This window comes from Streptomyces sp. NPDC058051 (assembly GCF_042885475.1).
GTDB lineage: Bacteria > Actinomycetota > Actinomycetes > Streptomycetales > Streptomycetaceae > Streptomyces.
Genome location: NZ_JBHVRW010000044.1, coordinates 1 through 23579, shown reverse-complemented (window position 1 = coordinate 23579; position 23579 = coordinate 1). Strand labels below are relative to the sequence as shown.

Genomic DNA, 23579 nt, shown 5'->3' with positions numbered 1-23579 from the left:
CGGCCCCTCACCGAGGAGCCGTTGCGACCGGCGGCCGGTTGGACCCGGAGTGCACAGGACGCGACGAGAGGGTCCAGGCCCGCACCGACCTCGCCGAGATCGACGGCGACACCGTCACGATCACTTTCGGCAGCTCGCCGGTCGCCCTTCCCGCGCCGCCGCCTACGCCGCCGGCCGGAAGTGCCCGTGAGTCCTGCCTCACGGGCTTGGCTACCCGAGACCGCCATTGCTCTGGAGAAGCTGACCGTTGACCCATCCGCCCTCTGCCGAGCAGAGGAATGTCACCAGATTCGCGCAGTCCTGCGGCACGCCGAGACGTCCCAGGGGCGTGAAGCGGATCATGTCCGCCTTCTGCTCCTGGGACATCCACCCGGTGTCGGTCGGCCCGGGATTGATCGCGTTACAGGTCACTCCCAGATGGGCAAGCTCGCGGGCGGCGGCCAGCGTGATCCGGTCCATGGCCCCCTTGCTCGCCCCATAGGGCAGGTTGCCGGCGGTGTGGTCACTGGTCAGGCTGACGATCCGCCCGCTTCCGTGCTGCCTGCGGAATCGCAGCCCGTACTCCCGGAGCAGCAGCCACGTTGCCCGCGCATTGACCGCGAAGTGCAGGTCGAAGCTCTCCACCGTGGTGTCCAGCAAGCCGGAGTCAACCGACTCGCAATGGCAGAGCACCAGCGCGGTGACGTTCCCCAGCTCCCGCTCGACGCTGTCGAAGAGCTGGGCCGGCACCGCCGGATCGCTCAGGTCCGCCTCGACCGCAAGCGTTCTCGCCCCGTGGGACGCCACCTTCTTCTGCAGCTCTTCGGGCGCACCCGGCTCCCTGCCCCACTGCATGCGCGCGTCATACGGAGTCCAGTACGTGAAGGCCACGTCCCAACCGGCCCGGGCCAGATTCACCACCACGGACGCCGCGATCCCCGCCGAGCGTCCCGCCCCCGTGACCAAGGCAAGCGGGCGGCCCGCCTCTCCCACGTCCTGCCGGCTCCCCACGCGCTTCTCACCAGTCATGATCCTCATCCTGGCGGACCGCCCTTCACACGGCACCCGATTTCCCGGGTCCTGCCACGCTCACACCCCTTGAGACGCGCAGACCCAGCCACCACAAGGCATACAAGGCACAGATCAGACAGGTACTCGGGCAGTTCCCACAGCCGACTCCACCAGGGCACCCGGACGTACACACGATCACGGCTGCCGACGCAGCGTGCTTCGCGCGCCTCGTTCCCTGCCGAGCCCGATCGTCATGACCTGCTGGCGCCGGTCGGGGACGCCGGTCCTCAACCGGTCCCCCAGAACGACCAAAAGCCGGTTTCGGATGTCTCCGAAACCGGCCCTGATCTGCGACTGTCTCCAGTCGGGACGACAGGATTTGAACCTGCGACCCCTTGACCCCCAGGAGTGAGGGTCGGGGGTATTCTCTGGATATAGCGGACTTAATCCGGGTGCATACGGTGCGCACGACGGCCTCACGTGCACCAGCTCGTACACCGTGTGGTCCCCAACTGGTCCCCAGACTCACTGCACTGGCAACCAGGCTCCTGACTGAGCAGTCCGCCCCGCGCGGCGAAGCTGGCGGCCCGTCAGCCCCCTCACCCAGTATCTGATGAGGAAGCCATGCGCTTGGCATCGGTAATGCGGCCCCTCGCTCTGGCGCGAGGGAGCGCTGGTGGCTAGTTGTCTTCCATCGAGCAACCCCCTTCATTTTGAAAGGCCAAAAGACGCTCCGGAGGCCGTCCGGTCCGGGCACCTCTGTCGGCGCCGCCAGGTACGGTGACGTGGCACGCGACCGTGCACGGGGCGGGGTCGCGGATTCGTCCGGCGGGCGAGACAGGGGGAACCGGTGGTACCGAGGCCGGGTGGTGAGACGGACAAGTTTGGCAACCGCTACGAAGGCGCCTGGACGATCAGGCACGCCTTGTACGTCCTCCTGGGGCAAGGCGATTCGCTCACCCTTGAGCCGAACGGAGTTCTCGGCGAAGGTACCGAGTTCGCGTACCGTCACGGCGGGCGCACTGAGGTGCACCAGGTCAAGCGTCAGAACCGCAACGCCAATGGCTGGAACGTTGCCGCCCTGGACGCGAAGGGGATCTGGCGGCACCTCCGCACCCACGCTGAAGCGGGGCACGACTTCCATTTCGTCTCGATGGTTCCGGCCCGGCCGCTCCAGGAACTCTGTGACCGCGCCCGTCGGTCCGACGACTCCTCCTCCTTCGTCCACGACTGGCTGACGGACGAACTCCGTGCCCCCTTCGATGAACTCGCGGCTCCCCGGATCTACGGCGCACCGGAAACGGCGTGGCGCATGCTCCGCGCCCTGTGGGTGGAGTGGCCTGATGAGCGCGATGTGGTTGCCATGAATACAGCCCTCGCCAAACAGGCCCTGGCCGGGGCTCCCGGCCGCCTCGCAGCACTAGCCTTGGGCGACCTTCTCCTCAACTCCCTGGGAACCTGCCTCGACGCGGCCTTCTTCGCAGACCGACTCCCGCAGTACGGGCTGCGGCGCGCAATGCCGCCGGCGGACAACGCTGCGGCATCGTCGGCGGGTGGTGCTGCGAAGGCCGCCTCCGTCCACCTTGGCCGTCGGACCACCTCCGCCCTCTCGGGATTGCCCGCCCCGTCCAGCACGTTCACCGGCAGGGAGACCGCCGTAAACAGCCTGCTCTCGGTGCTGGACCCGGGTGCCGTCGGCGAGGGACCGTCGGTCCACATCGTCGCCGGACTCCCAGGCGTCGGAAAGACCGAATTGGCGCGGCAGGTTGCCCATCGCGCCTATGCACAGGACGGATGGTTCGACGGTGTCCTCGCCGTCGAACTCTACGGATACGACCCCGCTCGCCGTCAGGGTCCCGACGAGGCGCTCGCCTCCCTGCTGCGGGGGCTGGGTGTCGACCACGAGCACATCCCCGTGTCTCTCGAGGACCGTGCGCGACTGTACCGATCGGCGCTACAGGACCTGGCCAACCAGGGACGACGCACCCTGATCGTCCTCGACGACGCCCTGGACAGCGAGCAGGTACGACCCCTCCTACCGGGTGACGCGCGCACCCCAGTATTGATCACCTCTCGACACACGCTGTCCGACCTAGACGCCCGCCTGCACGACCTAACGGTCCTCGATCCCGTGGACTCCGTCGACCTGCTACGTCTCGTTCTGCGAGCGAGCCGGGGTGAAGAGGACACGCGGATCGATGATGCCCCGGAGAGGGCCGAGGTCATCGCCCGGCAGTGCGGGCACCTGCCACTGGCGCTGCGGATCGTCGCCGCCCTCTTGGCAGACCAGCCCGCCCGGCCGCTGTCCTCAATGGCCCAGGCTCTTGACGATGAGCATCGCCGCCTGCGCCGGTTGAGTCGGGGAAACCTCGCGGTACGAGCCGCCTTCGAACTGTCCTACCGGCACCTGCCGCAGGACCAGGCACGGCTCTTCAGGCTCTTCGCGCTCAACCCCGGCCCCGACGTCTCCACCGAGTCCGCCGCCAGGCTCTGCGATGTGGACCCGGACACGGCCGAAGATCTCTTGGAGGCCCTGGGGCGCGGACATCTGGTGCAGAGTGCGGCCACCTACGGCCGGTGGCGCATGCACGACCTGATCCGGCTATACGCGGACGAGACCGGGCGGACTGAGCATACTGCCGAAAGTCGGTCCGCCGCCTTGGAACGGCTGCTACGCCACTACGCGGACTGTCTGGACGAGGCGCACGACCACCTCTCCCCAAGTCAGTCTCCGGCGCCTAGGTTCTCTGACCGTACCGCCGCACTCTCCTGGCTGGACGAGGAACGGGCGAACCTCGTCGCGGTCATCACCACCACGCCCGGCACTCACAACCCCTACCTCATCCTGGCAATGGCGGGACGGATCGGCGACTACCTCAAACTGCGTCACGGTTTCGCCGAGTTGGCGGCTGTGTACGACAGCGCACTGGAGCACTGCTCCAAGAACGACCCTGCCGCCTTCCGTGCCGCGTTCCTCGACGCACGGGCATGCGCCCTCAGAGGACTGCGCCGGTTCCCCGAAGCCCTCACCGCACACGAAGAAGCCCTCCGTATCTACACGGTTGAGGGGTCCCTTCTAGGCGAGGCAGAAGTACTGACCAATCTCGGACGCACCCTGCACGAGATGCGGGACATCGAGCGGGCCGTGCCCTTGTTGCAAAGGGCCGTTGTCCTCCAGAGCAAGGCGGGAAATCGCCAGGGTGAGGCCGCCGCGCTCAACAACCTAGGACGCTCGCTGGATGAGTTGGGCCGCTACGAGGAAGCGGTGAGCGCGTACCAGCGAGACATCGAGATCTGCCGTCTCGTTGGTGACTGGCACGGTGAGGCGGTCACCCAGAACAATCTCGGCCTGGCACTCAGAGAGCTGGGACGGGCCGGTGAGGCCGCAGCCGCCCACGCGGCTGCACGCGACGCCTTCCGTAGGGCCGATGACCGTCATGGAGTCGTCATGGCCCTCACCAATCTGAGCACGGCGCTCCGTGCGGGGGGACTCGGTGACGGGTCAGACGTACTCGAGGAGGCGCTGACCCTCTGTCGCGACCTTGGGGACAAGCGCGGCGAAGGCCTCGCCCTGACCAATCTCGCGACCATCCGACTTCAGACGGGTGAACCGACCGAGGCCGCCCGTCTGCTGACGAAGGCAAACGACCTGCTGAAGGAGGTCGGCGACGCCCACACGCAGGCAAAGGCGCTGATGAACCTCAGCAAGGCATGGGCGACGCTCAAGCAGCCGGACCGGGCCACCGAGGCAATCCGTGAGGCGATCACGCTCTTCCGGACGGCCCGCGACCGCCATGGGGAAGGAAGGGCACTCTTCCTTCTCTCGTCGGCCGTGTGGGCCGCGGACCCGAAGGAGGCCATCTCGCTCTGTACAGCTGCGGTCGCTGCACTCGGCGAGACCGAAGACAAGGCGTTGACCGAACAGGCGACGGCCCTCGTGACCACAATGCGAGACTCCGTCGACGGCGGCGGACTCTCTGCGGATACCCGGGCCCATTTCTCCGCGTGACGCTGCCGGGCGCAGATCTCGAAGTCGTCAAGCGGACACGGCTCGAAGGCCTGGCAGAACTCGCTGCGCACGGACTTCCCGTACTTGTTGTGCAAGTCGTGGGTCGTCAGGCCCCTGAGGGTTGCGCCGCTTCCAGCAGGTCAGCAGCTCATGGGGCCTGCTGGTATAGATGGCCGGTGAACTCGGTGGTTCGCCAGCTCCGGGGAGTGCGGCACGTCCGTGCCCCGTCGACAGCTCCCGGGGCGGGCGGCTCGGTGAGGCGAGTCTGTGACGTTGTCAGTGGCGGGTGGTAGACCTGTACATGGGTGAACTGCAATTGGGTAGCGAAGCTGCCAGCGAGCAGCCCTCGCACAGCCGGACGCAGCCGCGCGATGAGCGTCGGCCTCGTTCTTCTCAGCTGGTTGTCAGGCTTGGATCATCGGCCAGTTGGGACCAGCACCATATCCGTACGATATTGTCTGCCCTTCGTTCAGCGCCCTTCCACGGCAACGGCGCACAGCATCACAGAGACACGCACCGACGGCGCCGGTGCGTCACGATAGGGGTCACCGACATGCACGTGGGACATCAGCCCGGCACGATCTGATCAACGACTGACACCACGCCTGTTTACGAGCGGCGCATCAAGGATCCGTCCGTGCCCAGCTCCGTGCTCCCGCGCGGCAGGAATTCCACCCAGAAGTTCACAGACCTACCTGGCACTCGTCCGGATCAAAGCCCCGTGCTCGTTCCGCTCGTACGTACGGCCTGCGTTCTTCTCGATCTTCCGGGCGACAGCGGAGTCCAGGTCCACGCCGTTCATCTGCGCCACGGCCGTCAGGTAGAGGAAGACGTCGGCCAGCTCCTCCGCAAGGTCGGGCAGCCCTTTGCGCCATGCAGTGAAGGCTTCGGCGGTCTCTGCGTTCAGGAGGCCGAACTCCAGGGCCACGTCGGTGGTGTTGAACCCCTTGAGTTCCTTGTTCTCCCAGGCGAGTTTCTGGGCGTCTCTGATCTGCAAGGCTCCTCCAGCGGCGGTACAGCAGGTGCCCCAGAAGCGTAGCGGGAGCGGTGTGCCTGACGGGCTGGTTTCGTCGACCCGTCACCCTGCCGAAGGGAGATCGCGAAGCGACGTGTCGAGCGTGAGTACGCGGGTGTAGTCGGCGAGGGTGGAGAAGACCCGCTCGTAACCCGTCACCACTGCGGTGATCTCCTCCAGGCTGATCGCCTCGCCATCGCGGGACAGGAGTCGCTGGTGGATGACGGCGGGGGAAGCAGTCAGGTGGACGAGCAAGCCGGAACGCGTGATGACGCTCTCGGCCAGATCGATCGCTTCGGACCAGTTGATCCGGGAGCGTCCGCGGTGAAGCGGGCCGTACACCAACTCGCTGATGAAGCACCGGTCGAAGAGGATTTTTCCGGTCCCGTCCAGGATGGTCCTGTAGCGGCTGGCCAGGTTGAGATGGTCGGGTGTCCTCGGAGAGTGGACCATGGTGAAGCCGTGATGCGCCGAGAGACGCTCGCCGAGTGTGCTCTTGCCGACCCCGTCACAGCCCTCCAGGACGACGGTCTGGTAGCCAACGATCTCGTCGAGGTTCATGCGACCAGCCAGGACAAGGCGGCCTCGTCGCTGCTGAAGCGAGCGTCGACGGCGTACTGGATCATTAGATTCCGCCAGTTGGGCTCGCGGCCGTGAGCGTGCGTGAACGTCGGGTACGACTGAAAAGCAGCCACCCGTACGCCGCTGGCCAGCGCGGCTCCGATGAGCAGGGCGGCACCGGGCGGTGTTTCGGGCCCGGAGACGTCGACCAGCAACCGCGCTGCTGAACGAACGGCAGCCAGGTCGGCCAAGGCCCCTGCGATCGGCTCAGGAACCGTGAAGCGCTGGGACGCCACCACGGTGTGACCGCCGCCCGCCACACTCTCGGCCAGGTGGTCCATGCGCCGGGGCAGGTACGGCGACGGCTCGACGTATACGGCAGCACCGGGGGTCACTGGGGCCCCTGTCGGAAGGGGCACGCGACCCGGAAGGTCGAGCAGGGTGTCGATGGCCGTGTCGACGGCCGTGCTCGTCTGGGCCGCGTTGCGGGCCTGGAAGCCTTTGAACCGGGACTGGCCGGGGACCGGCGGGAGCGGCGACGGTCCGAGCGTGGCCACGCGCACGATGCGGGTGGCCACGGCCTGGAGGATGGGGTCGGGGAATTCGAGGCGGGTGCTGGCCTCGGTCATCGAGTAGGTCTGGAAGTCGGTGGTGAGCACGACGACGGGAACTCCGGAAGCGATGGCGTACCCGATCTCCATGCAGACCCCGTCGTCGAGGCTCGGGCCGTGCAGGATGGCGATCATGGCGTCGAGGCGCCCGAGGCGGTCGCGGTCCAGCTCGAACAGGCGGCGTCCCTTGACCTCGGCGACGAGGTCCTCCTCGTCGGTGTCGCAGAACGGCAGGAAGACGCGATCGGGACCGACTTTCGTGGCGAGGCGATCGGCGAGATCGGCAGCGAGGGCACGGTCGTGGGCGGCGAAGAGCCGGTGAGCTACGTAGAAGGGCACGGGTAGAGGTCCTCCAGTCGGTAGGTCAGCCGCGACGCGGCGCGGGGATCGGGAGGGAGGGGGCCGCGACGAACCTGGCTGCGGCTGCTGTCGCCTCCGCCAAAGCCTTGGTGGTGGTCGCGCCGCGCGAACGGTGGGCCAGATAGGTGCCGGCGAGGGTGTCTCCGGCACCGGAGACCTCGAAGGCAGTTTGCGGTGGCGGAACGGCGGAGGCTACCTGCTGCCCGAACGCGTGAACGACAGCGGCCCGGGGGCCGTCGGTGACGACCACTTCCGGCAGCGTGCCGCAGTCGACCGCTCGGTCGAGCAGGCGGTACTCGGCGGCGTTGACGAACAGGGTGGTCGCCGACGGCAGCCAGGGTGAGGCTGCGCGGATCATCGCCTCCGCGCTCGGCAGGAAAAAGTCCACGCTGAACCGGGCTGAGACTTCCACGAGTTGGCCGAGTACGGCCTCCACGTCCAGCGGACGGCGGCAGCAGACGTGAAAAGTAGCGCGCGGGTGCGCACTCACGTGCTCCAGCGCGTGTTCGGTCAGAGCCACTGCCACGCCGTAGTCCGTGTGCACCTGCACCAGTTCGCCCTGCAGGTCGTACTCCAGGTCGAAGGCCGTCGACGTCCCGTCGGCCGGACGCCATGCCGACCAGTCGAGCACGTCCAGGCCGGGCGTCTCGGGGAGGTGGGCGAGATCGTTCCCGAGGACGCAGACGGGAGTCGCCCGGCGGCCGGCCTTCGTCGCCGCCAGCGACACGAACAGGGCCGCACCGCCGAGCCGGGCGCCGCCCCGATGGTCTGGGTAGCGGGTCAGGTCCCAGCTGATGTTGCCGATCACGTCGAGCCGGTCCACGCGCTCTCCCCTTGGGTCAGACATTCCAGGTCGGGTGTGCGCAACCGACGATCTTCGTGCAAACCGGCCGCCGGCGACAGAGCTGCGGGGAGGGCCCGTTGAGATACAGGCGCTTGAAGTAGATCAGGACGAGATGCACCCACCACGTCGGCTCCACCCCGTCCGGAATGGTGACCTGGTGCTCGTTGGCGGTGACCAGAGAGCGAAATTCGACCGGGCGGGCGTGGACAACCTCTTCGAGTACGTACCGCATCCGCTCATGGGCGACGGCTCCCGACGGGAGCTCGATTCCCAGAGCAGGCGCGAGCTTGGCGACCATGCCCGAATCCACCGGGATGATGCCGCAGTGGTACCCGCGGGCGGTGAGCACCGCGCACTGGGCGACTTTGAAGGACGCTCCTCGCACCCGCGTGGCGAAGTCGAGGACCAGGGTGTCGAGTTCCGCCGACGCGGCCGTCGGATCGATCCCCTCCTTCTCCCAGTGCTGGAGAAGTTCGGCAAGGGAGCGCAGGTAGTCGATTCGGGTCTGCGGCAGGCCGATGGGGCGCACCAGCGAGGCCAACTCGGCGTCCGTGCTCGCGACGAGGTCGTCGAAGCCACGGGTTACAGCTGACTTGATCACTCCGGCGTACGTGTCGACCATTCGGTAGGAGACCCGGGTGGACCAGCCCGCGGCGAGCATCCGCACACGCGAGTCAGTGATCGTCGTCGGCCACCAGCGGTTCTCGTCGTGATTGGCCTCCACCTCGGCTCGCACGTCCGGCAGGCCGGCAGCACGAGCCACGAGTCGGTGGATGCGACGGATCTCGATGGCTTTCGGCTTCACGCGTTCGATCTTCATAGTGCGACTCCAGCAGGAATTCGGGCCGCCAGCAGCGCCATGGCGAGATTCGAGGACAGCACAGGCTTCCCGAACCGGCGCTCCAGCTCGGCGATCACCGGGAGGGTGTGCCACCCCGTGCACGACAGGACGATCGCTCCAGCCGCGTCGAGGGCTGGTTGAGGCAGCCGCTCCACCAGGGCCAGCACCTGATCGGGGGTGATGTCGGGGTACCCGTCGGTCAGACCCATACTCGCGTGGGCCAGGACCTCCATGCCGGCCTCGCTGAACGCTGCGGCTTCGGCTTCGGTCACCGGGCTCGGGTAGGGCGTGGCAAGGACCATACGCGTCACGTCCGCCTCGCTCAGGGCCCGCAGGAGAGCGTCGAAGGCGGTGACCATGCCGATGGGCAGCGGCGGACCGCCGGTGAAGCCGGCCGAAGTACACGCCAGCATCACGGCGTCGAGCGGGACGTGAGACAAGGAGTCCAGTGCCTGTGCCGACGCCTCGCGCAGCCCGTGCCAGAAGGAGGCGTCGATCGCCGTCGCACGGGACGCGGGCACGAGCCGCGCGTGGTGAAAGATCGTGTGGCGCAGGCCGAGGCGGGGCATCTCGGTCTCCACGGCGACGTTAGCCCAGGGCAGCAGCAGGCCGGCGCGGGCGGTGCGGCCCGCCATCGCGTCCAGGGCCTCCAGCGTCGCGAGCGTTCCGTCAGGTAGAAGATGCAACGCGTTCTCCGAAGATCATGCGTGGCGAGTGCCCGGTCACCGTGAGGTCACCGGTGGTGCCGAGCGGCAACGCGGCACCACGTTCGACGACCTGGATGGAGTACGAGCCCAGCCGCCGCCAGTAGGTGCCCTCCTCGCTGATGAAGTAGGAGTGGAGGCCGGGCACGCGGAGGCCGGTCGGGTACACCCGCTGCTTCATCGGCTGATCCCAGGTGTAGTCGATGTCCGCCTTCCACGACGCGAAGTGCTCGGCCGACGGCAACGGCTTCTGCTCACCGAGTGCGGCGAGCGGGGTGCCAGGGAACGCCCTTGCCAGACGCACGTTCGTCCGGTGACACAGCAAGCCGGCGTCGAGGATCCGGGCCAGGCCGCGAAGGTTCGCCACGTGGGTGCCGTGGGTCTCCCCGGGAAGGCCGTAGATCAGGTTCAGGCCCGGAAGGAGCATCGGCAGACCGCCGGGACCGCGGGCGGCTCCAGCCGTGTTCACGTGCTCGACGGCGCGCAGGAGGATTTCGGGCGTGCAGGTGAGGGTGTTGCGCTCGATGACGGCCGGGTCGAAGCTCTCGATGCCCATCGGCGCGCAGTTGCCTTCGGTGCAGAAGTCCGCCACCAGCTTGGCGATGCGCAAGCCGACTGGTGCAGCGACCGCCAACGGGTCGGCATTGTCGATGTGGAGCACCTCCAACTCAGGGCAGCGCTCACGGATGCCGCTGAGCAGGGTGCGGATCGCGTCCTCGTCCCGGTGGCGGTAGGAGAAGAAGCAGGTCTGCTGACCGAGTCGGAAGTTGCGGATGCCGGCCGCGTAGAGCTGAGCCGCCTCTTCGACGACGTCGTCGACCTCGCGAAAGGCCACGAGGGGCGACTTGGCCGGCTCGTTGCAGAAGTCGCAGAACTTACGACGGGTGCAGCCTCGGTACAGCTCCAGCTCGGCGATCGGCCGCCAGGGCATCTGGTCGACGAGGCCGGCGAATGAATCGCGTTCGCGTCGCATCTGCTTGTAGTCGGCCGGACGCCGGCTGCCGAGCAGCAGGTCACCGGACGTCACGGTGTGGGTGTGGACGGCATCGAACAAACCGGCGTACTCCGCAGGCGAGTCCACGGCGTAGGTGGAGAGCGGGCCGAGCAGGTATCGGCGGCCTCGCACACAGGCGAGCGCGCGGGCGATCTCCTCGAACGATCCGTTCACCGCGTGGAGATGGACGGACGGAACCGCGTCTCCGGCGATGACGATCACGATCTCGGCGTCGCGCAGGAGCTGAACAGCGTTGTCTCGGTTGACGGTGGTGGAGTAGGTGAGCCGGTCACTCAGGGGCGGCTCGACGGTGGGCTCGCCTCCGGCCAGGCACCAGCGAACGTCGTCGATGGTCACGTACCGGACGTCCGCTTCCGGCCGGGCCCGCCGCAGTGCCGACCAGGCGTTGCGGACGTAGGCCGACAGGTAGGGCGGTACGCCGAGACCGCTCGGTTCGACGGTGAAGCAGTCCAAGATCACTACAGGCTGCAGCATGGTTCTCCCTCCAGTGCCGAGGGCCTCGGTGGCGCTCCAGCGGCGTCGTCGCCGGGAAGGTACGCGGGCCCGACAGCTCCTCCAGTGTCAGTGTTGGCACGGCTCGGGAGGAGGGGGTAACGGGGTTGTTCGGTTGTACGGAGGTTGCACTTCCATGGCTCTGTGTCCGAAGGCTGGGACGCAGAGTGATCCACAAGGCATCATCAGCACATGAGCAGTTCGAAGAAGAGCGGCGAGGCCAACGCCGCACTCGCGGCAGTGCTGGAGGAGGCCGGCTGCTCGCACGCCGCCCTGGCGCGCAAGGTCAACGAACTGGGCGCGCTCCAGGGCGAGGTATCCCGTTACGACAAGGCATCGGTGTCCCGATGGCTACAACAAGGGATGACTCCGCGAGGCCGCGCACCCGAGTTCATCGCCGCAGCCCTGTCCGGGTTCTTGGGCCGGCTCGTCTCACCCGTGGACATCGGCTTCGCCGAGCAGTCCCAGCGTCCCGTGGTCGCAAGGGCCTTGACGTACCGTGAAGATGTGGGTGAAACACTTCATACGCTTGCGGAACTCGGGGCGACGGACATCTCGCGGCGCAGCCTTCTCGGCGCTGTGCCGTACGTCGCGGCTGCCCTCGTCGATCCCCAACGGCAGTGGATTCTGTGGCTCTTGGAGGACGAGCAGGCACCTCGTCTCGCCGTGGTCGCCGACAGCGGCCCCGTCGAGCAGGTCCAGGCGATGATCCAGATGTTCGACGAGATGGACAACCGGTTCGGCGGTGGTGGGGTTCGAGCGAGCATCGTGCACTACCTCAGTACCGAACTCTCCCCCATGCTCCAGCAGCGCAACATGCCCTCCCACCAACGTCGGCATCTCTACACCTCGGCCGCGAAGTTGGCGGCGATGGCCGGCTGGTGCTCGTACGACTCCGCCGACTACGGACTCGCGGAGCGCTACATGATTCAGGCGCTGAGGTTGTGTGCCGAGGGCGGCGACCGCGTGCTCGGCGGGCAGATCCTGGCTGGCATGTCGCACCTCGCCACTAGTCTCGGTAGCCCCGCCGAAGGAGTCGCCCTCGCGAGAGCTGGTATCGCGACGGTCAAGTCGGCGGGCAGTCCGCTCGGCCTGATGCGCCTGCACGCTATGGCTGCCCGCGGATACGCCGTCCTGGGCGATTCTCAACGGGCGACGTCGTCTCTCCTTGCAGCCACCAAGGGCCTGGAGGTCAGCCGAGGGCCTGCTGAAGAGTCGCCGTGGGTCCGGTTCCTGGACCACCACTATCTGGAAGCCGAGGCCGCCCTGGTCCACCGTGACCTCGGTGAGGCAGGGCAGGCCGAGCGCCTCGCCCAGGCGTCCGTCGTGGCGAACAACGACCGGCGGCGTCGGCAGGCCATCAGCCGCTCGGTGCTCGCGACAGCGTTCCTCCAGCAGAACAGGTTGGACGAAGCGGTAGACACAGCGAGTAACGCCGTCGATCTGCTCGCCGGCGTGCACAGCGAGCGGTCCGTCCAGGCCCTACGTGACTTCCGCGCACGGCTTGCCCCTCATCGAGGCGAAGCCGTCGTCCGCGACTTCGAGCGGAAGGCGAGGCCGATACTCGGCACAGCAGCCTAACGGCAACGGGTCAGTACCCCTCCGGCGTCGGTGCGTTCTGGCCCCTGTCGACAGGCAGGTTGATCCCAGTCACTGCTCGGGACTGGTCAGAGAGCAGGAACGCGATCACGTCTGCCACCTCTTCCGGCCGTACCAGCTGTCCCCCGGGAAACTCCGCACTGAACCGCTCGAAGGCCAGCGGGTCTTCGCGCCGCATCCGGTCCCACCGCTTGCCCGGGATGAGCATCGATCCCGGAGAGACCGCGTTCACGCGGATGCCGTCGGGAGCCAGCTCTCTGGCCAAGGACGCCACCATGTGGATCTGGGCCGCTTTCGCCGAACCGTACTGAGCCTGCGGTCCGGGCTTCCAACCGGAGACCGAGGCCACCACGACAACCGATCCACCTCCCGCCTCCCGAAGGTGCGGACTACTTGTCGAGACCAGCCGGGCAACGTGACCGACGTTCATCCTCCACGTAACCGCCCAGTCCTCGGCAGACGCCTCGGCGATCCCCCTCCCTTGCGCGCCGCCCGCGCATGCGACAACGCCGTCCAGCCTGCCCAGCCTTGAGACTGCGTCGTCCACGAACTGCTCCAGCAGCGCCGGCACGGACACGTCCAGGGCCCGGACGAACAGATCACCTGGGGTGTGCAGCGAGCTGCGGAGCGTCTCCAGGTACTCAGGCCTGCGGGCGCACGTCGCCACCTGCGCGCCTTCGGACAGGAGCAGGCGCACCACCTGCTCGCCCAACCCTCTGGAGCCTCCCGTCACTACGAAGCGGCGACCAGCGAACTGTCCCGCCGATGCTCGCCGCTCTCGGCCATGCCGTGTGTTCGTCATACGTGCACTCCCTATACAACCGTGCCAACCTGCGTGGTCGAAGACATCCTGCATGCACCCTTCTGACCAGGGCATCGCAGCGGTTCCCTTATGGACGTACCCGGCTCTGAACGAACGGTACGGCGGCACTCAACCGACGTCGACGTAATGGGCCCGGGACCGAAACGACTCCGGAACGGCAGCTCACCAGCTCAGCCGTCGAACCGGGGTCAGGCGATTCCCCACACGAAGCGAGAGCCAGCGGCACCCCGCGCTCCTCTCCTGACTCGGGAGGCACCATGTCCGAGGCAACACCCCCGCGAGACACCCTCAAGCTGGCCGACACACCCAACGCCGTGGGACTGGCGCGGCTCCACACGACCAACGTCCTCTCCCGCTGGGGAGTGCCGGCCGAGGTCGTGGAGACGGTAAAGCTCATCGTCTCGGAGCTGACCACGAACGCGGTACGGCACCCGAAGGAGGCGGGCGACGAGCTATCCATCTACTCCTCGGAGTTCGAGGTGCAGACCTTCGAGCTGGCGTTGGAGATCAATCGTGACGCCGTTCGGGTGTCCGTGTGGGACCACGACGCGAGGCCGCCCGTACTGACGGAGCCTGGGGTGGAGGCGACGAGCGGGCGGGGGATCCTCATCGTTGCCGCGGTGAGCAACCGCTGGGGCCACCACCCGGCCCGGGGCCTCCCCGGCAAGGTGGTGTGGGCCGAGATCAGTCTGTCCTCTGCGCGTGAGAGCCGGGAACAGTCGATGGGTAGTCCGCCCTCGACCAAGCGCGGACGCCGCCGTACCGACCCGAAGCTGCTCGGTCGCGTACTCGTCGGCGTCAGGGAACTCTGACCCGTGGACGCGGATCGCGGAGCCGAGCCGACCTCCCCCGAGCAGGAACTGTCCTCCTGGGAGCTTCGCCTCTTCGATGGCGTGCGGATGGTGAGCACGGAGGAGCGAGCAGCGATGGCCGAAACGCCTCAATCTCCCTCTATGCAGGGGGCGTCGTTCAACGAGCCTCACTGGTACGGCCAGCGTCTGAGCGGTACGGCCGACGTTCACCAGGACGGATAGTCGTGCGCCGTCCCTCACCGTTGCTAGCCGTCGACGGGCGCCCTTCGGGAACCGTTCTGCGTCTACCGGAGGGCACAGCACCCCGGTCGCCGGGAGGATCGCCTGCGGTTCAACTCCGCTCCGGCCTCCCCCTCCGGCGCCGTCGACTCCACCCTCGCGGAGCGCGAGTGAGCGGGGAAGCCCTCCGGCTTCCCTTCCGCCGCAGCGCTTCCTGACCATCCTTATCCCCGGGGACTCCCATGTGTCCGCATCAACCGCCCTGTCCTGTTGCTGAGTCTCCCGCCCATGAGGCGGCCCGCCTGGTCGTCCATCGACCCGAGCAGGGGTGGGGCCTACGGTGCAACGGTGCCTTGTGTTTCGAGGACACCGGCGAGCTGCTGCCCAACGGGCAGATCATCGCTCCGCACCGTCCCATCCCCAAGGCGGCAGCATGAGCGCGCTCGCCGACCAGCCCGCGCACAGCACCAGGCTCCTGGACCGATCGACGGAGATCGCCGACTGGGTGATCACGCTGATCCGGGCCGGGGTGTACCCGCCCATGTCCCAGCTGCCCGCGCGGGCGAAGCTGGCCGTGGCCATGGTGTCCGACCAGAATGCCGTCGCCAAGGCCGTCCGCTTGCTGCGTGAGCGGGAGTTCATCCTCGTGGAACGCGGGGCGCGCCCAGTCGTGCTCGCGCACCTGCCTGTGACCGTGACAGCCCCTCCCGAGCTGAGCAGTCTGCTCGTGCGGTTGGTGCCGCTGGCTCTGCCGCGCACGGACCTCAGCGGGACCGGCATCAAGGAGATGTGTCGCCGAAGCCGGGCACGGTGGGCGACACGAAGCTTCTCCTTCCCTCGGGAGCGCAGCGAGATCTTCGGGGCCCTGGCCACGGCCGCGCATCACCTCATCCCGCTCGTCGCGGAACAGCATGCGCACCACCCCGAGGTGCTCACCCTTCTGCGCAGGGCAGCGGCCACCGCCCTGGCGGAGGACCCGACGACTGTCGCGGCGCAGGTATGGCGCTCGGCCTGCCTCGGGGCCGCTGTCCGCGAGTTGCTACCGCTGGCGGGTGTCGCGTGATGCCCGCCAGGCCCGTGCCCCAGCGCCTCGCACCGCGGCCGCCCGCCGAAAGCGCTGCCCAGCTCGCCGCGGACGGCATCCGGGCGGTCGTCGACCGGGTGCTCGCCTGGGACCTCGCGGGCCCGGCCGCCGACCTGCCGGACACCGACGTCGCCGCGGACCTGCTCGACCAGCTCACGGCCCACGCACGGAACCTCGCCGCACGCCTCGAATTTGACTACCGGACGCTGCCGCCGGCCTCGCAGACCAGGCCCACCGCCACGGCCGTACTGGGCGAAGCATCCCGTCGGCTCGACCAGCGACCCCCTGTTCACGCCACGCGGGCCGTGGCCAGACGAGCGCAGAACATCGCTCGCCTCGTCCGCGCCTTGGCACGCGCCGCCGACGCCGTCCGCTCGGAGACGGCCACACCTCAGAAGGGCACCCGATGAAGTGGAGCAGAAACGGAGCCTGGCGGACCGCCGAGACCCAGGACGACGAGCTCCACCAGATCCTCGCGAGCGCCGCGAGTACCGCCGAAGCCCTGGAGACCGCGGGCGCCTGACCAAGTCCGCGCACCTCTGCACCGCGCGGCACAGATCCGGGCCTCCTGCCGGTGACGGGCTGCCGGAAACGTGACCGGCGTTCCCTTCCCCCGCAGGCAACGAGGCGACGCATGCCCGCGTCCCGGCCGAACACCTCAGGCGCTGCTCGGCCGGCCCGTTCAACACCCCCGCTCGCCGGCCGTTCCGGCCGGCGAGCGGGCAGACCGATCCTTATCTCGTCAGGCAGGAAGATTCGATGACGTTGCATCCCACGGCCCGCACCACCTTCGACGGCAAAGCTGAGAGGGAGGCTGTGGCCGACGCGGCCGGAGAGCTGGTCGCGGCGCTGCGGTTCGGCGGCACCTACACCGAGGTGACCCAGGGCATTCCGCCCGGCGGCTGCCAGGTACGGCTGATGCCCTCGGACACCCACCCCTGGACCCTGGGCGACGTGCAGGGAGCCCTCCAGGGCCAGGGGATCATCGCCAACAAGGTAGAGCTCGTGGAGACGGCGTGGCTCGACCCGGGCCCGATGCTCTTGATCGAGCTGCCGACGGCCGAGGACATGCGGGCCCTCGGACGGCTGGTCGAAACCAACCTCACCCCGCTCCAGAACGCAGCCCTCCACCTCCACCGAGCCCTGGACAGAGCCGAGATCACCCGAGACGTGACGGTCCGCACCCGTGTGATCGAACTCGCCCCGCTCACCCTGCCCGACTCTCTGCGCCTCTACCGGCGGCTCGGCGGCGACGCTCTGGCGTTGACGGACCTCGATCTTGACGACCGGGGCGACTTGGGCGACCACCAGCGCTTCGCCGACATGCTCCAGGAACTCCTGCGCACGACGACCGGGCGACAGCTCCTCGCGACGCTGGATCCGGTCTGCCGCCGCTGCCGGCGGGACAGCAGGAACGAGGTGGTCGTGGACCTGCTGGACGTCGATGACGCCCTCACGCTCGCAGCAGCTCTGGGCGTCGTCTCGGCCGCACCGCGCCCTGCCTCGGAGGTCTGACCACCATGGACCAGAACGCGAACGGCGACCACGCCGAGAGCAACCGCCGTGCGTACGGGACGGACTGGGCCCCCGCCACACCGATCCCACGGCTCTCGGACGACTGGCACCTGGTTCCCACGAGCGCCCGGCTCTACAACTGGCTGACGGACGGGGCGGACCACTACCCCGCCGACCGACAGGTGTTCCAGGGCCTTTCGGCGGATGACATCAACCAGGCCAAGGCCGCCGCGAGCATCAACATGGACCACAACGCCCGGATCGCGGGGACGTTGGCGCAGCACGGCGTCGACCAGGTCCTCGACCTGGGCTGCGGTCTGCCGCAGATGCCCCGCCGCACGATCTGGCCGGACGTGCACGCCGCGGTCCTCCGCGTCCAGCCGGACGCCACGATGATCTACGTGGACATCGACCCGGTAGTGATCGCCCACCGGCGCATCGCCACCGCGCACACCGGTGTCGCGTTCGTTCAGGGAGACCTGCGCGACATGGCCACCCTGCTGGCCTCGGAAGAGATCAGCGGTCGACTGGACCTCACCCGCCCGGTCGCCGCCCTGGTGCACGACGTCCTGCCCTGGATCGCCGATCCGCAGGCCACGGACGCGATGCGGGTCCTGCGGGACTGGGCGCCTGCCGGCAGCCGGCTCTCCATCACGCACGCCACCGACATGCCACCCACCATGCCGTCCACGCTGACGCCGCTCGTACGCGACGCCGCCGACCGCAACCCGGGCGCGGACATCACCTACCGCCCCCGCAGCCGGGACACCATCGCAACGTACTTCGGCAACTGGGCGCTCCTCGACCCCGGCGTCGTGCCCACCCACAAGTGGCACCGCAGCCACTCCCACCGTGCCCTTCCCTCGCACTTCGCCGGCGCGTACGCCGGAGTCGCCGTGAAGGGAGTCGACTCCCCGTGAGAGCGACAGCCATCCACCCCCGCAGTTCCGGCAGGGTCTCCGGAAGGCACGACTCGTGAGCACTCCCACGTCCCCCGCGACGACAGCGGTCCCGGCGGTTCCGGCCCCGGGCACCCCCGGCCGGAAGCTGAACGACAAGCTGGTCGCCCTGCTCGACGACCACGCGACCTACCCGCCAGGCAGCCAGTTCCCGACCCGGGCTGCGATTCGGTTCCGGTACTCCGTGCCCGCGAGCCTGCTCAACCCGGTCATGAAATGCCTGCTGGCGCAGGGACGCCTCTGCGTCGCGCCGGGCGGGACCTTCATTCCCGGCGGGGGCCCTCAGCTCACGAGCAGGCTGGGACCGCGCATCGCCGAGGCAGTGCGAGCCCGCATCGCGAACGGAACCATCCCCCCGGACACCCCTCTGACCGCTGATCTCGCAGCAGAGTTCCACATCGGCACCCGCACGGTAAGCAATGCCCTTCGCCCCTTGGTGGAGGAAGGGCTGCTGAAGACGCGCCGTGGCTTCGGCACCACCCTGGCCCCGTCGGCAACCGCGCGTGCAGGTCCTGCAACGCCGTTGCAGACAGAAGCAGTCGACCGCCCGTAGAAGCGCTCCGTGGTGCCCTCGTACCAGCCGTACAGCGGCGTGTGGTGCACCGCCCCGAGAGATGAGGTTGCGTTGATCACCGCAGACGAAGGCCACCACTCGGTGGCGGACCTTGGAATACGCGTGTCGGCCATGCACGGCCGCACCGTCGGACCCGGAGCGACACCGACCGCCCCCGTTCTGGTCCTGGGGACGTTCGAGCGGGTCGGCTCGAACTGGCTCTCCGACACCTTCAGGAACGTGATGCCCCAGCACAACGAGCCCTTCCGCCAGCAGCTCGGCCGCAGCCACCCGCTGTCCCCCCGCGCGAGAACGGCAGTGGACCTGAAAGGGGTTAGCCTCGGTCGACTTGGATGGCACCACCTGACCTGCGCCCTCGACGACCTCTACGGGGCACCGCGCCACATGGTGAAGGAAACGAACCTCTTCTTCGCCACGGACACGATCCTTGCCCTTCTCCCGGCGTCGCCCGTCGTTCTACTGACGCGGGCTCCCGTGGGCATCGCCAGCTCCTTCGCTCGCGGCGGTCTGTGGCGGCGGTGGGGATACGACGACCGGTACGCGCAGCTCGCCGCGACGGCCCGCTCACCGAGGTGGAGGTCGTTCGCCTCACTGCTTCCGCAGGACGACCCGGCGGAGCCGCTGGCGCTGGGCCGACTCGTCGCCGTCAACGCACTTCTGCTCGCTCGCGCGCTGATGTCGGACCCCTCACGCTCCTACCGCCGGCTCTCCTACGAGACGCATGTACGAGAGCGCGACCGCACCATGGACGGCGCCGCCACATTCATGGGGGTTCCGGTGCCCGCAGCCTCCGTTGGCCCGGCCGGAGAAGCGCCACCGCGCGCGGACACCACGTTCGCCACCACACAGTCCAAGACCGGCCTCGTCGCCGAACTGGACAGCACCAGCGCCGAACTCGTCCAGGAAGGCGTCCGGGAAGTGCTCACCGGGGCCCGCGTGTTCTTCAACGACGCGTGGACGGACGCCGCGGAAAGCTGGCTATCAGGCGACGACGAATACGAGCTGCGCACCCCTCCCCGGGGCGTCCGGGGCAGCTCCGTGCGCGCCGTCACGCCCGCACCCGCCCCAGGGAAGCCCTTCTACGTGCCCAAGGACGAGGGCACGGCCTGGCGGAACTACCTGATCAGCAACAACGAGATGGCAGAAATGCTGACCCTGCTCCACGCCGCCGGGACGCCGAACGCGCACTACGGGGCGCACCTGCTGGTCTGCCCGATGCCTCACGAACGCGGTGGGCGGCTGCACTTCGGCCCCGCTCGCCTTCAGTGGACGCCGAGTCCCGGGTTCGAGCACCACCCCGCCTACTGGGTCACCTGGATCGGCGCCGCCGCGTTCGCAGCCTGGGAGGGAAGCAGGCTTCCCACTCGCGCGGAGATGATCCAAGCGACAGCTGGCGTGCGACCGCAGAACGCCAACTACAGCCTGGGCGACACGACCGGCGTGGTCCAGGCCGAGCGGAGCCCCGCCGAGGTCCACCACCTGCTCGGCAACCTCCAGGTCTGGTGCGGGGACGGCCCGAACCGGGGAGACGGCCCTCTGCAGAGATACCTCCACGGTGCTGCGTGGAACACGCCCAGCTCCGACGAGTCCGTCCATGCTGTACGGCACCGGTACCTGCTCGGCGCATCCCGAGGAGTCGGCGTGCGCCTCGTGCAGGACCAGTACCCGTCCAGGGTGACTGCTCTCGGCGCCTGGGAGATCGCTCAAGTACTGCGGTCGTGGATCGACGGCCTCGGTGGTCCAGAACAGCACGCCGGAGACCCGGACCGCCGTCTGGTCAGTGCGCTGACCCGGAGGTCAGAGACCAATGGCTGACTTAGGCCCCATGTACGAGCCCGCGCCCGGGAACCCCTGCTTGCACAGATCGACGAACCGGGCCTCAAAGCCCAGTCCGGTCAGGTCCTCAAGGGGGACGAACTTCACGCCGCGAATCGGCGTCGTGTCGGCGCTCTCCTTCACGTCGCCGACTGTTCCGCCGATCCGACGGGCCTCGAAGGTGATGTGGACCACGTGAGCCTTCACGACGTCGCAGACATAGAGGAGTCGGCCGACCTCGACGTCGATGCCGGTCTCCTCCTTCATCTCCCGCACCAGTGCGTCCCCCAGGCTTTCGCCGTCCTCGACCTTGCCGCCCGGCAGGCTGAAGGACCGGGCGTCGGTGTCCTGGTCAAGGAGAAGGATCTCGCCGTCTTCAATGACGATGGCCGTCACACGCGTATGCATCCTCCGACCGTAGCGACTCCCACCAGTGGAAGGTGCGGACATTGATGGATACTCGTCCGAACGTGATCATCGCCGCCGGCGGTCTCGGCTCACGGGTCGCCGGGTGGTCTCGGTACCTCCCGAAGGAGTTTCGCCCCGTCAAAGGGCGCCCCGGCCTGATGCACGTCCTCGACGAAGCGGCCACCGCGCGAGCAGACCGAATCGTCGTCGTGCACCACCCCTACTACAACCCGCTGATCCAATGGGCCCGGCACGTCCTCAACCCTGGAGCGCAAAGCCAGTACGACGACCTCGTCCGAGAGCCGAACGAGCGCATCGCCCTCCCGACGGTGGAGTTCGTCGCCCAGCACGGCCCGTACGCGGACATCACCTCTGTACTCAACGGCGCCGAACACCTCGGCACTGATTCCGACTTACTGCTCGCCTTCGCGGACAACGTGGACACCACCCACGAAGCCCTGTCCGAGCTGGCGAGCACCACGAGCGGGAAGCCTGCCCCTGCCGTCCTGGCCGCCCCGTTCAGCCGAAGTGCCGCGAGCAGCCACGGAGTCATCATCTGCGACCCGGCGGGACACATGGTGACGCTGGTGGAGAAGCCGGGCCCCGACGCCGTGATCGCGCTGCTACACGACCACGGGCGGGACTCGCTTCGCCTCCTTCTGGGACGGGCCCGACTCACCGGCGACCTCGTGCGATTCCTCGCAACCACGCCAGCCAACCCGGAGACCGAACCGAAACTGTCGCTCGCGCTCGCCTCCTACGCGCAAACCAGGCCGATCGAGGTCATCACAACCACCAGCACCATGATCGACCTGGGGGCGCCGGACCCGCTGTCCCGTTCTCGGCATCAGTAGGCGCCCTGGCACCGCAGAGGGCCATGTCGGGCCCCTCCCTAATTGCCGCTGCCCAGACAGCCCTTGGGCAGCCAGTTTCACGCCACCGCGGCGGCCTTCTCAAGGATCGGAGCCAGGGCCCCGGCCAGTGTCAGCAGCGTCCGGTCCGAGTACATCGGGCCGATGATCTGGACGCCGATCGGCAGCCCCTCCGGGCTTACGGTGACCGGAACGACCAGGCTGGGCAGGCCGATGTGGCTGGTGAGGTTCAGCCAGCCGGTCTGGTCGAAGAAGCTCCGCTCCACGCCGTCGACCACGAGCGAGCGGGCGCCGGCAAGGAGCGCAGGGGTGGGTGCGGCCGGGGTGACGATAACGTCGAGCTCGGCTTCGGCGAAGAACCGTTGCCACGTCTCCCGAAGCCGCAGGCGCTCCTCGTTGGCGCGGAGCCAGGTGCGGTGCGTCTGCGTCCGGTGCCGGAGGAAGGCGGCGCGCGGGCTCGCGTCGTCGTCCCGCAGATCACGTGCTGCCGCGAGTTCGGCTGCGCCCGCTTCGTCATCGGTGGTGGCCGTCGCGGTGGCGAGGAGAAGCTGCTCGAAGAGTCGGAGGGAGTCGGAGAAGCCGACCGGGCCCGCAGTGCTCCGGACCTTGGCACCGGCGGTGGCGAGGGCGTGTTCGACGGTGGCCAGGGCGGCGGCGGTCGAGCGGTCGACGGGACAGCTCGGGTCCTCGGCCCACATCGCCACGCGGAACCGGCCGATTTCCTGACGGCCCGCGGGCAAGAGGGAGGCGAGTTCCCGGCCACAGCAGGTTATGTGGGGTAGGGCGCAACGCGCCCGAGCACTCAAGGTCATCACGACCACGGCCAACGTCAACGACGTCACCCAGACCCTGGCCCTGGTCGACGGCGTCCCGCCCGTCGCAGTCCGCCGCGGCCGGCCCCGTCGACGACCAGAGGCCCTGCTCGGCGACAAAGGCTACGACTCCAACGCCCACCGCGACGAGCTCCGTTGCCGACGAACCCTGCCCGTCATCTCCCGCAAGGGATCACCGAACATCAAGGGCATCGGCAAGCTGCGATACGTCGTCGAGCAAACCTTCACCCTGCTCCACCACTTCAAACGACTCGCCGCCCGCTGGGAACGCCGCACCGAACTCCACGATGCCTTCGTCTCCCTCGCCTGCAGCCTCATCTGCTATCGACGACTCAAGAAGACCCGACCATGATCGCGTTACGAGCTCTTGGGGAATCTCGGAGAAATCGTGGAAGCATAGCCGCACCCCGCCGGTTAGCCAAACCGGCGTCTACGCAGATGATTGTGTCCACCGTTTACTCAAAGCACCACGGCGGATCGATCCACCTCCGAGCACCCAAACCTGCCTCCAATGGGGTTCCTCGAAATGCCTTAGAGCTCGTAACACGATCATGAGCGGGCTTTCTTGAGGCGTCTGTAGCAGATGAGGCTGCAGGCGAGGGAGACGAAGGCGTCGTGGAGTTC

At 68.2% G+C, this 23579-nt stretch carries 23 protein-coding genes; 12 read left to right on the top strand and 11 right to left on the bottom strand.

What is annotated here, in order from left to right:
• Positions 1–210: 210 nt before the first annotated feature.
• On the bottom strand, positions 211–1008 hold the full coding sequence (locus ACFVUT_RS36250) for an SDR family oxidoreductase (RefSeq protein ID WP_389660336.1): 798 nt from the start codon (positions 1006–1008) through the stop codon (positions 211–213).
• A gap of 1294 nt (positions 1009–2302) precedes the next feature.
• Between ACFVUT_RS36250 and ACFVUT_RS36245 the strand changes: the two genes are divergently transcribed.
• Positions 2303–4999: a tetratricopeptide repeat protein gene (locus tag ACFVUT_RS36245; RefSeq protein ID WP_389671128.1), complete on the top strand. Its 2697-nt coding sequence runs from the start codon at positions 2303–2305 to the stop codon at positions 4997–4999.
• Between the two features lie 691 nt (positions 5000–5690).
• Here the strand turns inward: ACFVUT_RS36245 and ACFVUT_RS36240 are convergent.
• The 7 genes from ACFVUT_RS36240 to ACFVUT_RS36210 all read right to left on the bottom strand — a co-directional run bounded on the left by ACFVUT_RS36240 (position 5691) and on the right by ACFVUT_RS36210 (position 11424).
• The gene (locus tag ACFVUT_RS36240) at positions 5691–5996 is read right to left on the bottom strand and encodes a MazG nucleotide pyrophosphohydrolase domain-containing protein (RefSeq protein WP_389660330.1); all 306 of its coding nucleotides are present in this window, start codon (positions 5994–5996) and stop codon (positions 5691–5693) included.
• Between the two features lie 81 nt (positions 5997–6077).
• Entirely contained in the window at positions 6078–6575 is a 498-nt protein-coding gene (locus ACFVUT_RS36235; RefSeq protein WP_389660327.1) for a hypothetical protein, read from the bottom strand.
• Positions 6572–7525 carry a nucleoside 2-deoxyribosyltransferase gene (locus ACFVUT_RS36230; protein WP_389660324.1) on the bottom strand — a complete coding sequence of 318 codons (954 nt, stop codon included), beginning with the start codon at positions 7523–7525 and terminating at the stop codon, positions 6572–6574. The genes ACFVUT_RS36235 and ACFVUT_RS36230 overlap by 4 nt, the downstream gene beginning before the upstream one ends.
• 25 nt (positions 7526–7550) lie before the next feature.
• The gene (locus ACFVUT_RS36225; protein WP_389660322.1) at positions 7551–8369 is read right to left on the bottom strand and encodes a PfkB family carbohydrate kinase; all 819 of its coding nucleotides are present in this window, start codon (positions 8367–8369) and stop codon (positions 7551–7553) included.
• A gap of 16 nt (positions 8370–8385) precedes the next feature.
• A complete protein-coding gene (locus tag ACFVUT_RS36220; protein ID WP_389660319.1) occupies positions 8386–9210 on the bottom strand; it encodes a hypothetical protein in 825 nt (274 codons plus the stop codon).
• Positions 9207–9917: a hypothetical protein gene (locus tag ACFVUT_RS36215; RefSeq protein ID WP_389660316.1), complete on the bottom strand. Its 711-nt coding sequence runs from the start codon at positions 9915–9917 to the stop codon at positions 9207–9209. The genes ACFVUT_RS36220 and ACFVUT_RS36215 overlap by 4 nt, the downstream gene beginning before the upstream one ends.
• On the bottom strand, positions 9901–11424 hold the full coding sequence (locus ACFVUT_RS36210) for a radical SAM protein (RefSeq protein ID WP_389660313.1): 1524 nt from the start codon (positions 11422–11424) through the stop codon (positions 9901–9903). The genes ACFVUT_RS36215 and ACFVUT_RS36210 overlap by 17 nt, the downstream gene beginning before the upstream one ends.
• Positions 11425–11634: 210 nt before the next feature.
• Between ACFVUT_RS36210 and ACFVUT_RS36205 the strand changes: the two genes are divergently transcribed.
• Positions 11635–13023 (top strand): hypothetical protein, encoded by a 1389-nt coding sequence (locus tag ACFVUT_RS36205; RefSeq protein WP_389660310.1) that lies wholly within the window; start codon positions 11635–11637, stop codon positions 13021–13023.
• A 10-nt stretch (positions 13024–13033) separates the two neighbouring features.
• Here ACFVUT_RS36205 and ACFVUT_RS36200 read toward each other — a convergent pair whose 3' ends face one another.
• Complete coding sequence (locus ACFVUT_RS36200) at positions 13034–13843, bottom strand: SDR family NAD(P)-dependent oxidoreductase (protein WP_389660307.1); 810 nt, start codon at positions 13841–13843, stop codon at positions 13034–13036.
• A gap of 278 nt (positions 13844–14121) precedes the next feature.
• Here ACFVUT_RS36200 and ACFVUT_RS36195 point away from each other — a divergent pair, with 278 nt between their 5' ends.
• From ACFVUT_RS36195 to ACFVUT_RS36160, 8 genes are all read left to right on the top strand, one after another.
• Complete coding sequence (locus tag ACFVUT_RS36195) at positions 14122–14676, top strand: ATP-binding protein (RefSeq protein ID WP_389660304.1); 555 nt, start codon at positions 14122–14124, stop codon at positions 14674–14676.
• A gap of 461 nt (positions 14677–15137) precedes the next feature.
• Positions 15138–15332: a DUF5999 family protein gene (locus tag ACFVUT_RS36190; RefSeq protein ID WP_389660301.1), complete on the top strand. Its 195-nt coding sequence runs from the start codon at positions 15138–15140 to the stop codon at positions 15330–15332.
• Positions 15329–15958: a hypothetical protein gene (locus ACFVUT_RS36185; protein ID WP_389660298.1), complete on the top strand. Its 630-nt coding sequence runs from the start codon at positions 15329–15331 to the stop codon at positions 15956–15958. The genes ACFVUT_RS36190 and ACFVUT_RS36185 overlap by 4 nt, the downstream gene beginning before the upstream one ends.
• Entirely contained in the window at positions 15958–16389 is a 432-nt protein-coding gene (locus ACFVUT_RS36180) for a DUF6415 family natural product biosynthesis protein (RefSeq protein ID WP_389660295.1), read from the top strand. Before ACFVUT_RS36185 ends, ACFVUT_RS36180 begins: the two co-directional genes overlap by 1 nt.
• A gap of 349 nt (positions 16390–16738) precedes the next feature.
• Positions 16739–17494 carry a hypothetical protein gene (locus ACFVUT_RS36175; RefSeq protein WP_389660293.1) on the top strand — a complete coding sequence of 252 codons (756 nt, stop codon included), beginning with the start codon at positions 16739–16741 and terminating at the stop codon, positions 17492–17494.
• A 5-nt stretch (positions 17495–17499) separates the two neighbouring features.
• A complete protein-coding gene (locus ACFVUT_RS36170; protein ID WP_389660290.1) occupies positions 17500–18414 on the top strand; it encodes an SAM-dependent methyltransferase in 915 nt (304 codons plus the stop codon).
• A gap of 55 nt (positions 18415–18469) precedes the next feature.
• Entirely contained in the window at positions 18470–19006 is a 537-nt protein-coding gene (locus ACFVUT_RS36165; protein WP_389660287.1) for a GntR family transcriptional regulator, read from the top strand.
• Between the two features lie 132 nt (positions 19007–19138).
• Positions 19139–20842 (top strand): SUMF1/EgtB/PvdO family nonheme iron enzyme, encoded by a 1704-nt coding sequence (locus ACFVUT_RS36160; protein WP_389660357.1) that lies wholly within the window; start codon positions 19139–19141, stop codon positions 20840–20842.
• Here the strand turns inward: ACFVUT_RS36160 and ACFVUT_RS36155 are convergent.
• Entirely contained in the window at positions 20825–21238 is a 414-nt protein-coding gene (locus ACFVUT_RS36155; protein WP_389660284.1) for an NUDIX domain-containing protein, read from the bottom strand. The genes ACFVUT_RS36160 and ACFVUT_RS36155 overlap by 18 nt on opposite strands.
• Before the next feature lie 56 nt (positions 21239–21294).
• On the opposite strand from ACFVUT_RS36155, the gene ACFVUT_RS36150 reads away from it, so the two are divergent.
• Entirely contained in the window at positions 21295–22104 is an 810-nt protein-coding gene (locus ACFVUT_RS36150) for an NTP transferase domain-containing protein (protein ID WP_389660282.1), read from the top strand.
• 77 nt (positions 22105–22181) lie between these two features.
• On the opposite strand, the gene ACFVUT_RS36145 is transcribed toward ACFVUT_RS36150, so the two are convergent.
• Positions 22182–22862 (bottom strand): amidase family protein, encoded by a 681-nt coding sequence (locus ACFVUT_RS36145; RefSeq protein ID WP_389660279.1) that lies wholly within the window; start codon positions 22860–22862, stop codon positions 22182–22184.
• A gap of 31 nt (positions 22863–22893) precedes the next feature.
• On the opposite strand from ACFVUT_RS36145, the gene ACFVUT_RS36140 reads away from it, so the two are divergent.
• Positions 22894–23307 (top strand): transposase, encoded by a 414-nt coding sequence (locus ACFVUT_RS36140; protein WP_389660276.1) that lies wholly within the window; start codon positions 22894–22896, stop codon positions 23305–23307.
• Positions 23308–23579: the final 272 nt, after the last annotated feature.

Coding starts and splice junctions, on each gene's coding strand:
- ACFVUT_RS36150 (WP_389660282.1), top strand. CDS start 21,295: ATGGATACTCGTCCGAACGTGATCATCGCCGCCGGCGGTCTCGGCTCA.
- ACFVUT_RS36140 (WP_389660276.1), top strand. CDS start 22,894: ATGTGGGGTAGGGCGCAACGCGCCCGAGCACTCAAGGTCATCACGACC.
- ACFVUT_RS36200 (WP_389660307.1), bottom strand. CDS start 13,843: ATGACGAACACACGGCATGGCCGAGAGCGGCGAGCATCGGCGGGACAG.
- ACFVUT_RS36170 (WP_389660290.1), top strand. CDS start 17,500: ATGGACCAGAACGCGAACGGCGACCACGCCGAGAGCAACCGCCGTGCG.
- ACFVUT_RS36245 (WP_389671128.1), top strand. CDS start 2,303: ATGCTCCGCGCCCTGTGGGTGGAGTGGCCTGATGAGCGCGATGTGGTT.
- ACFVUT_RS36195 (WP_389660304.1), top strand. CDS start 14,122: ATGTCCGAGGCAACACCCCCGCGAGACACCCTCAAGCTGGCCGACACA.
- ACFVUT_RS36160 (WP_389660357.1), top strand. CDS start 19,139: ATGCACGGCCGCACCGTCGGACCCGGAGCGACACCGACCGCCCCCGTT.
- ACFVUT_RS36250 (WP_389660336.1), bottom strand. CDS start 1,008: ATGACTGGTGAGAAGCGCGTGGGGAGCCGGCAGGACGTGGGAGAGGCG.
- ACFVUT_RS36210 (WP_389660313.1), bottom strand. CDS start 11,424: ATGCTGCAGCCTGTAGTGATCTTGGACTGCTTCACCGTCGAACCGAGC.
- ACFVUT_RS36205 (WP_389660310.1), top strand. CDS start 11,635: ATGAGCAGTTCGAAGAAGAGCGGCGAGGCCAACGCCGCACTCGCGGCA.
- ACFVUT_RS36220 (WP_389660319.1), bottom strand. CDS start 9,210: ATGAAGATCGAACGCGTGAAGCCGAAAGCCATCGAGATCCGTCGCATC.
- ACFVUT_RS36175 (WP_389660293.1), top strand. CDS start 16,739: ATGACGTTGCATCCCACGGCCCGCACCACCTTCGACGGCAAAGCTGAG.
- ACFVUT_RS36190 (WP_389660301.1), top strand. CDS start 15,138: ATGTGTCCGCATCAACCGCCCTGTCCTGTTGCTGAGTCTCCCGCCCAT.
- ACFVUT_RS36235 (WP_389660327.1), bottom strand. CDS start 6,575: ATGAACCTCGACGAGATCGTTGGCTACCAGACCGTCGTCCTGGAGGGC.
- ACFVUT_RS36180 (WP_389660295.1), top strand. CDS start 15,958: ATGCCCGCCAGGCCCGTGCCCCAGCGCCTCGCACCGCGGCCGCCCGCC.
- ACFVUT_RS36185 (WP_389660298.1), top strand. CDS start 15,329: ATGAGCGCGCTCGCCGACCAGCCCGCGCACAGCACCAGGCTCCTGGAC.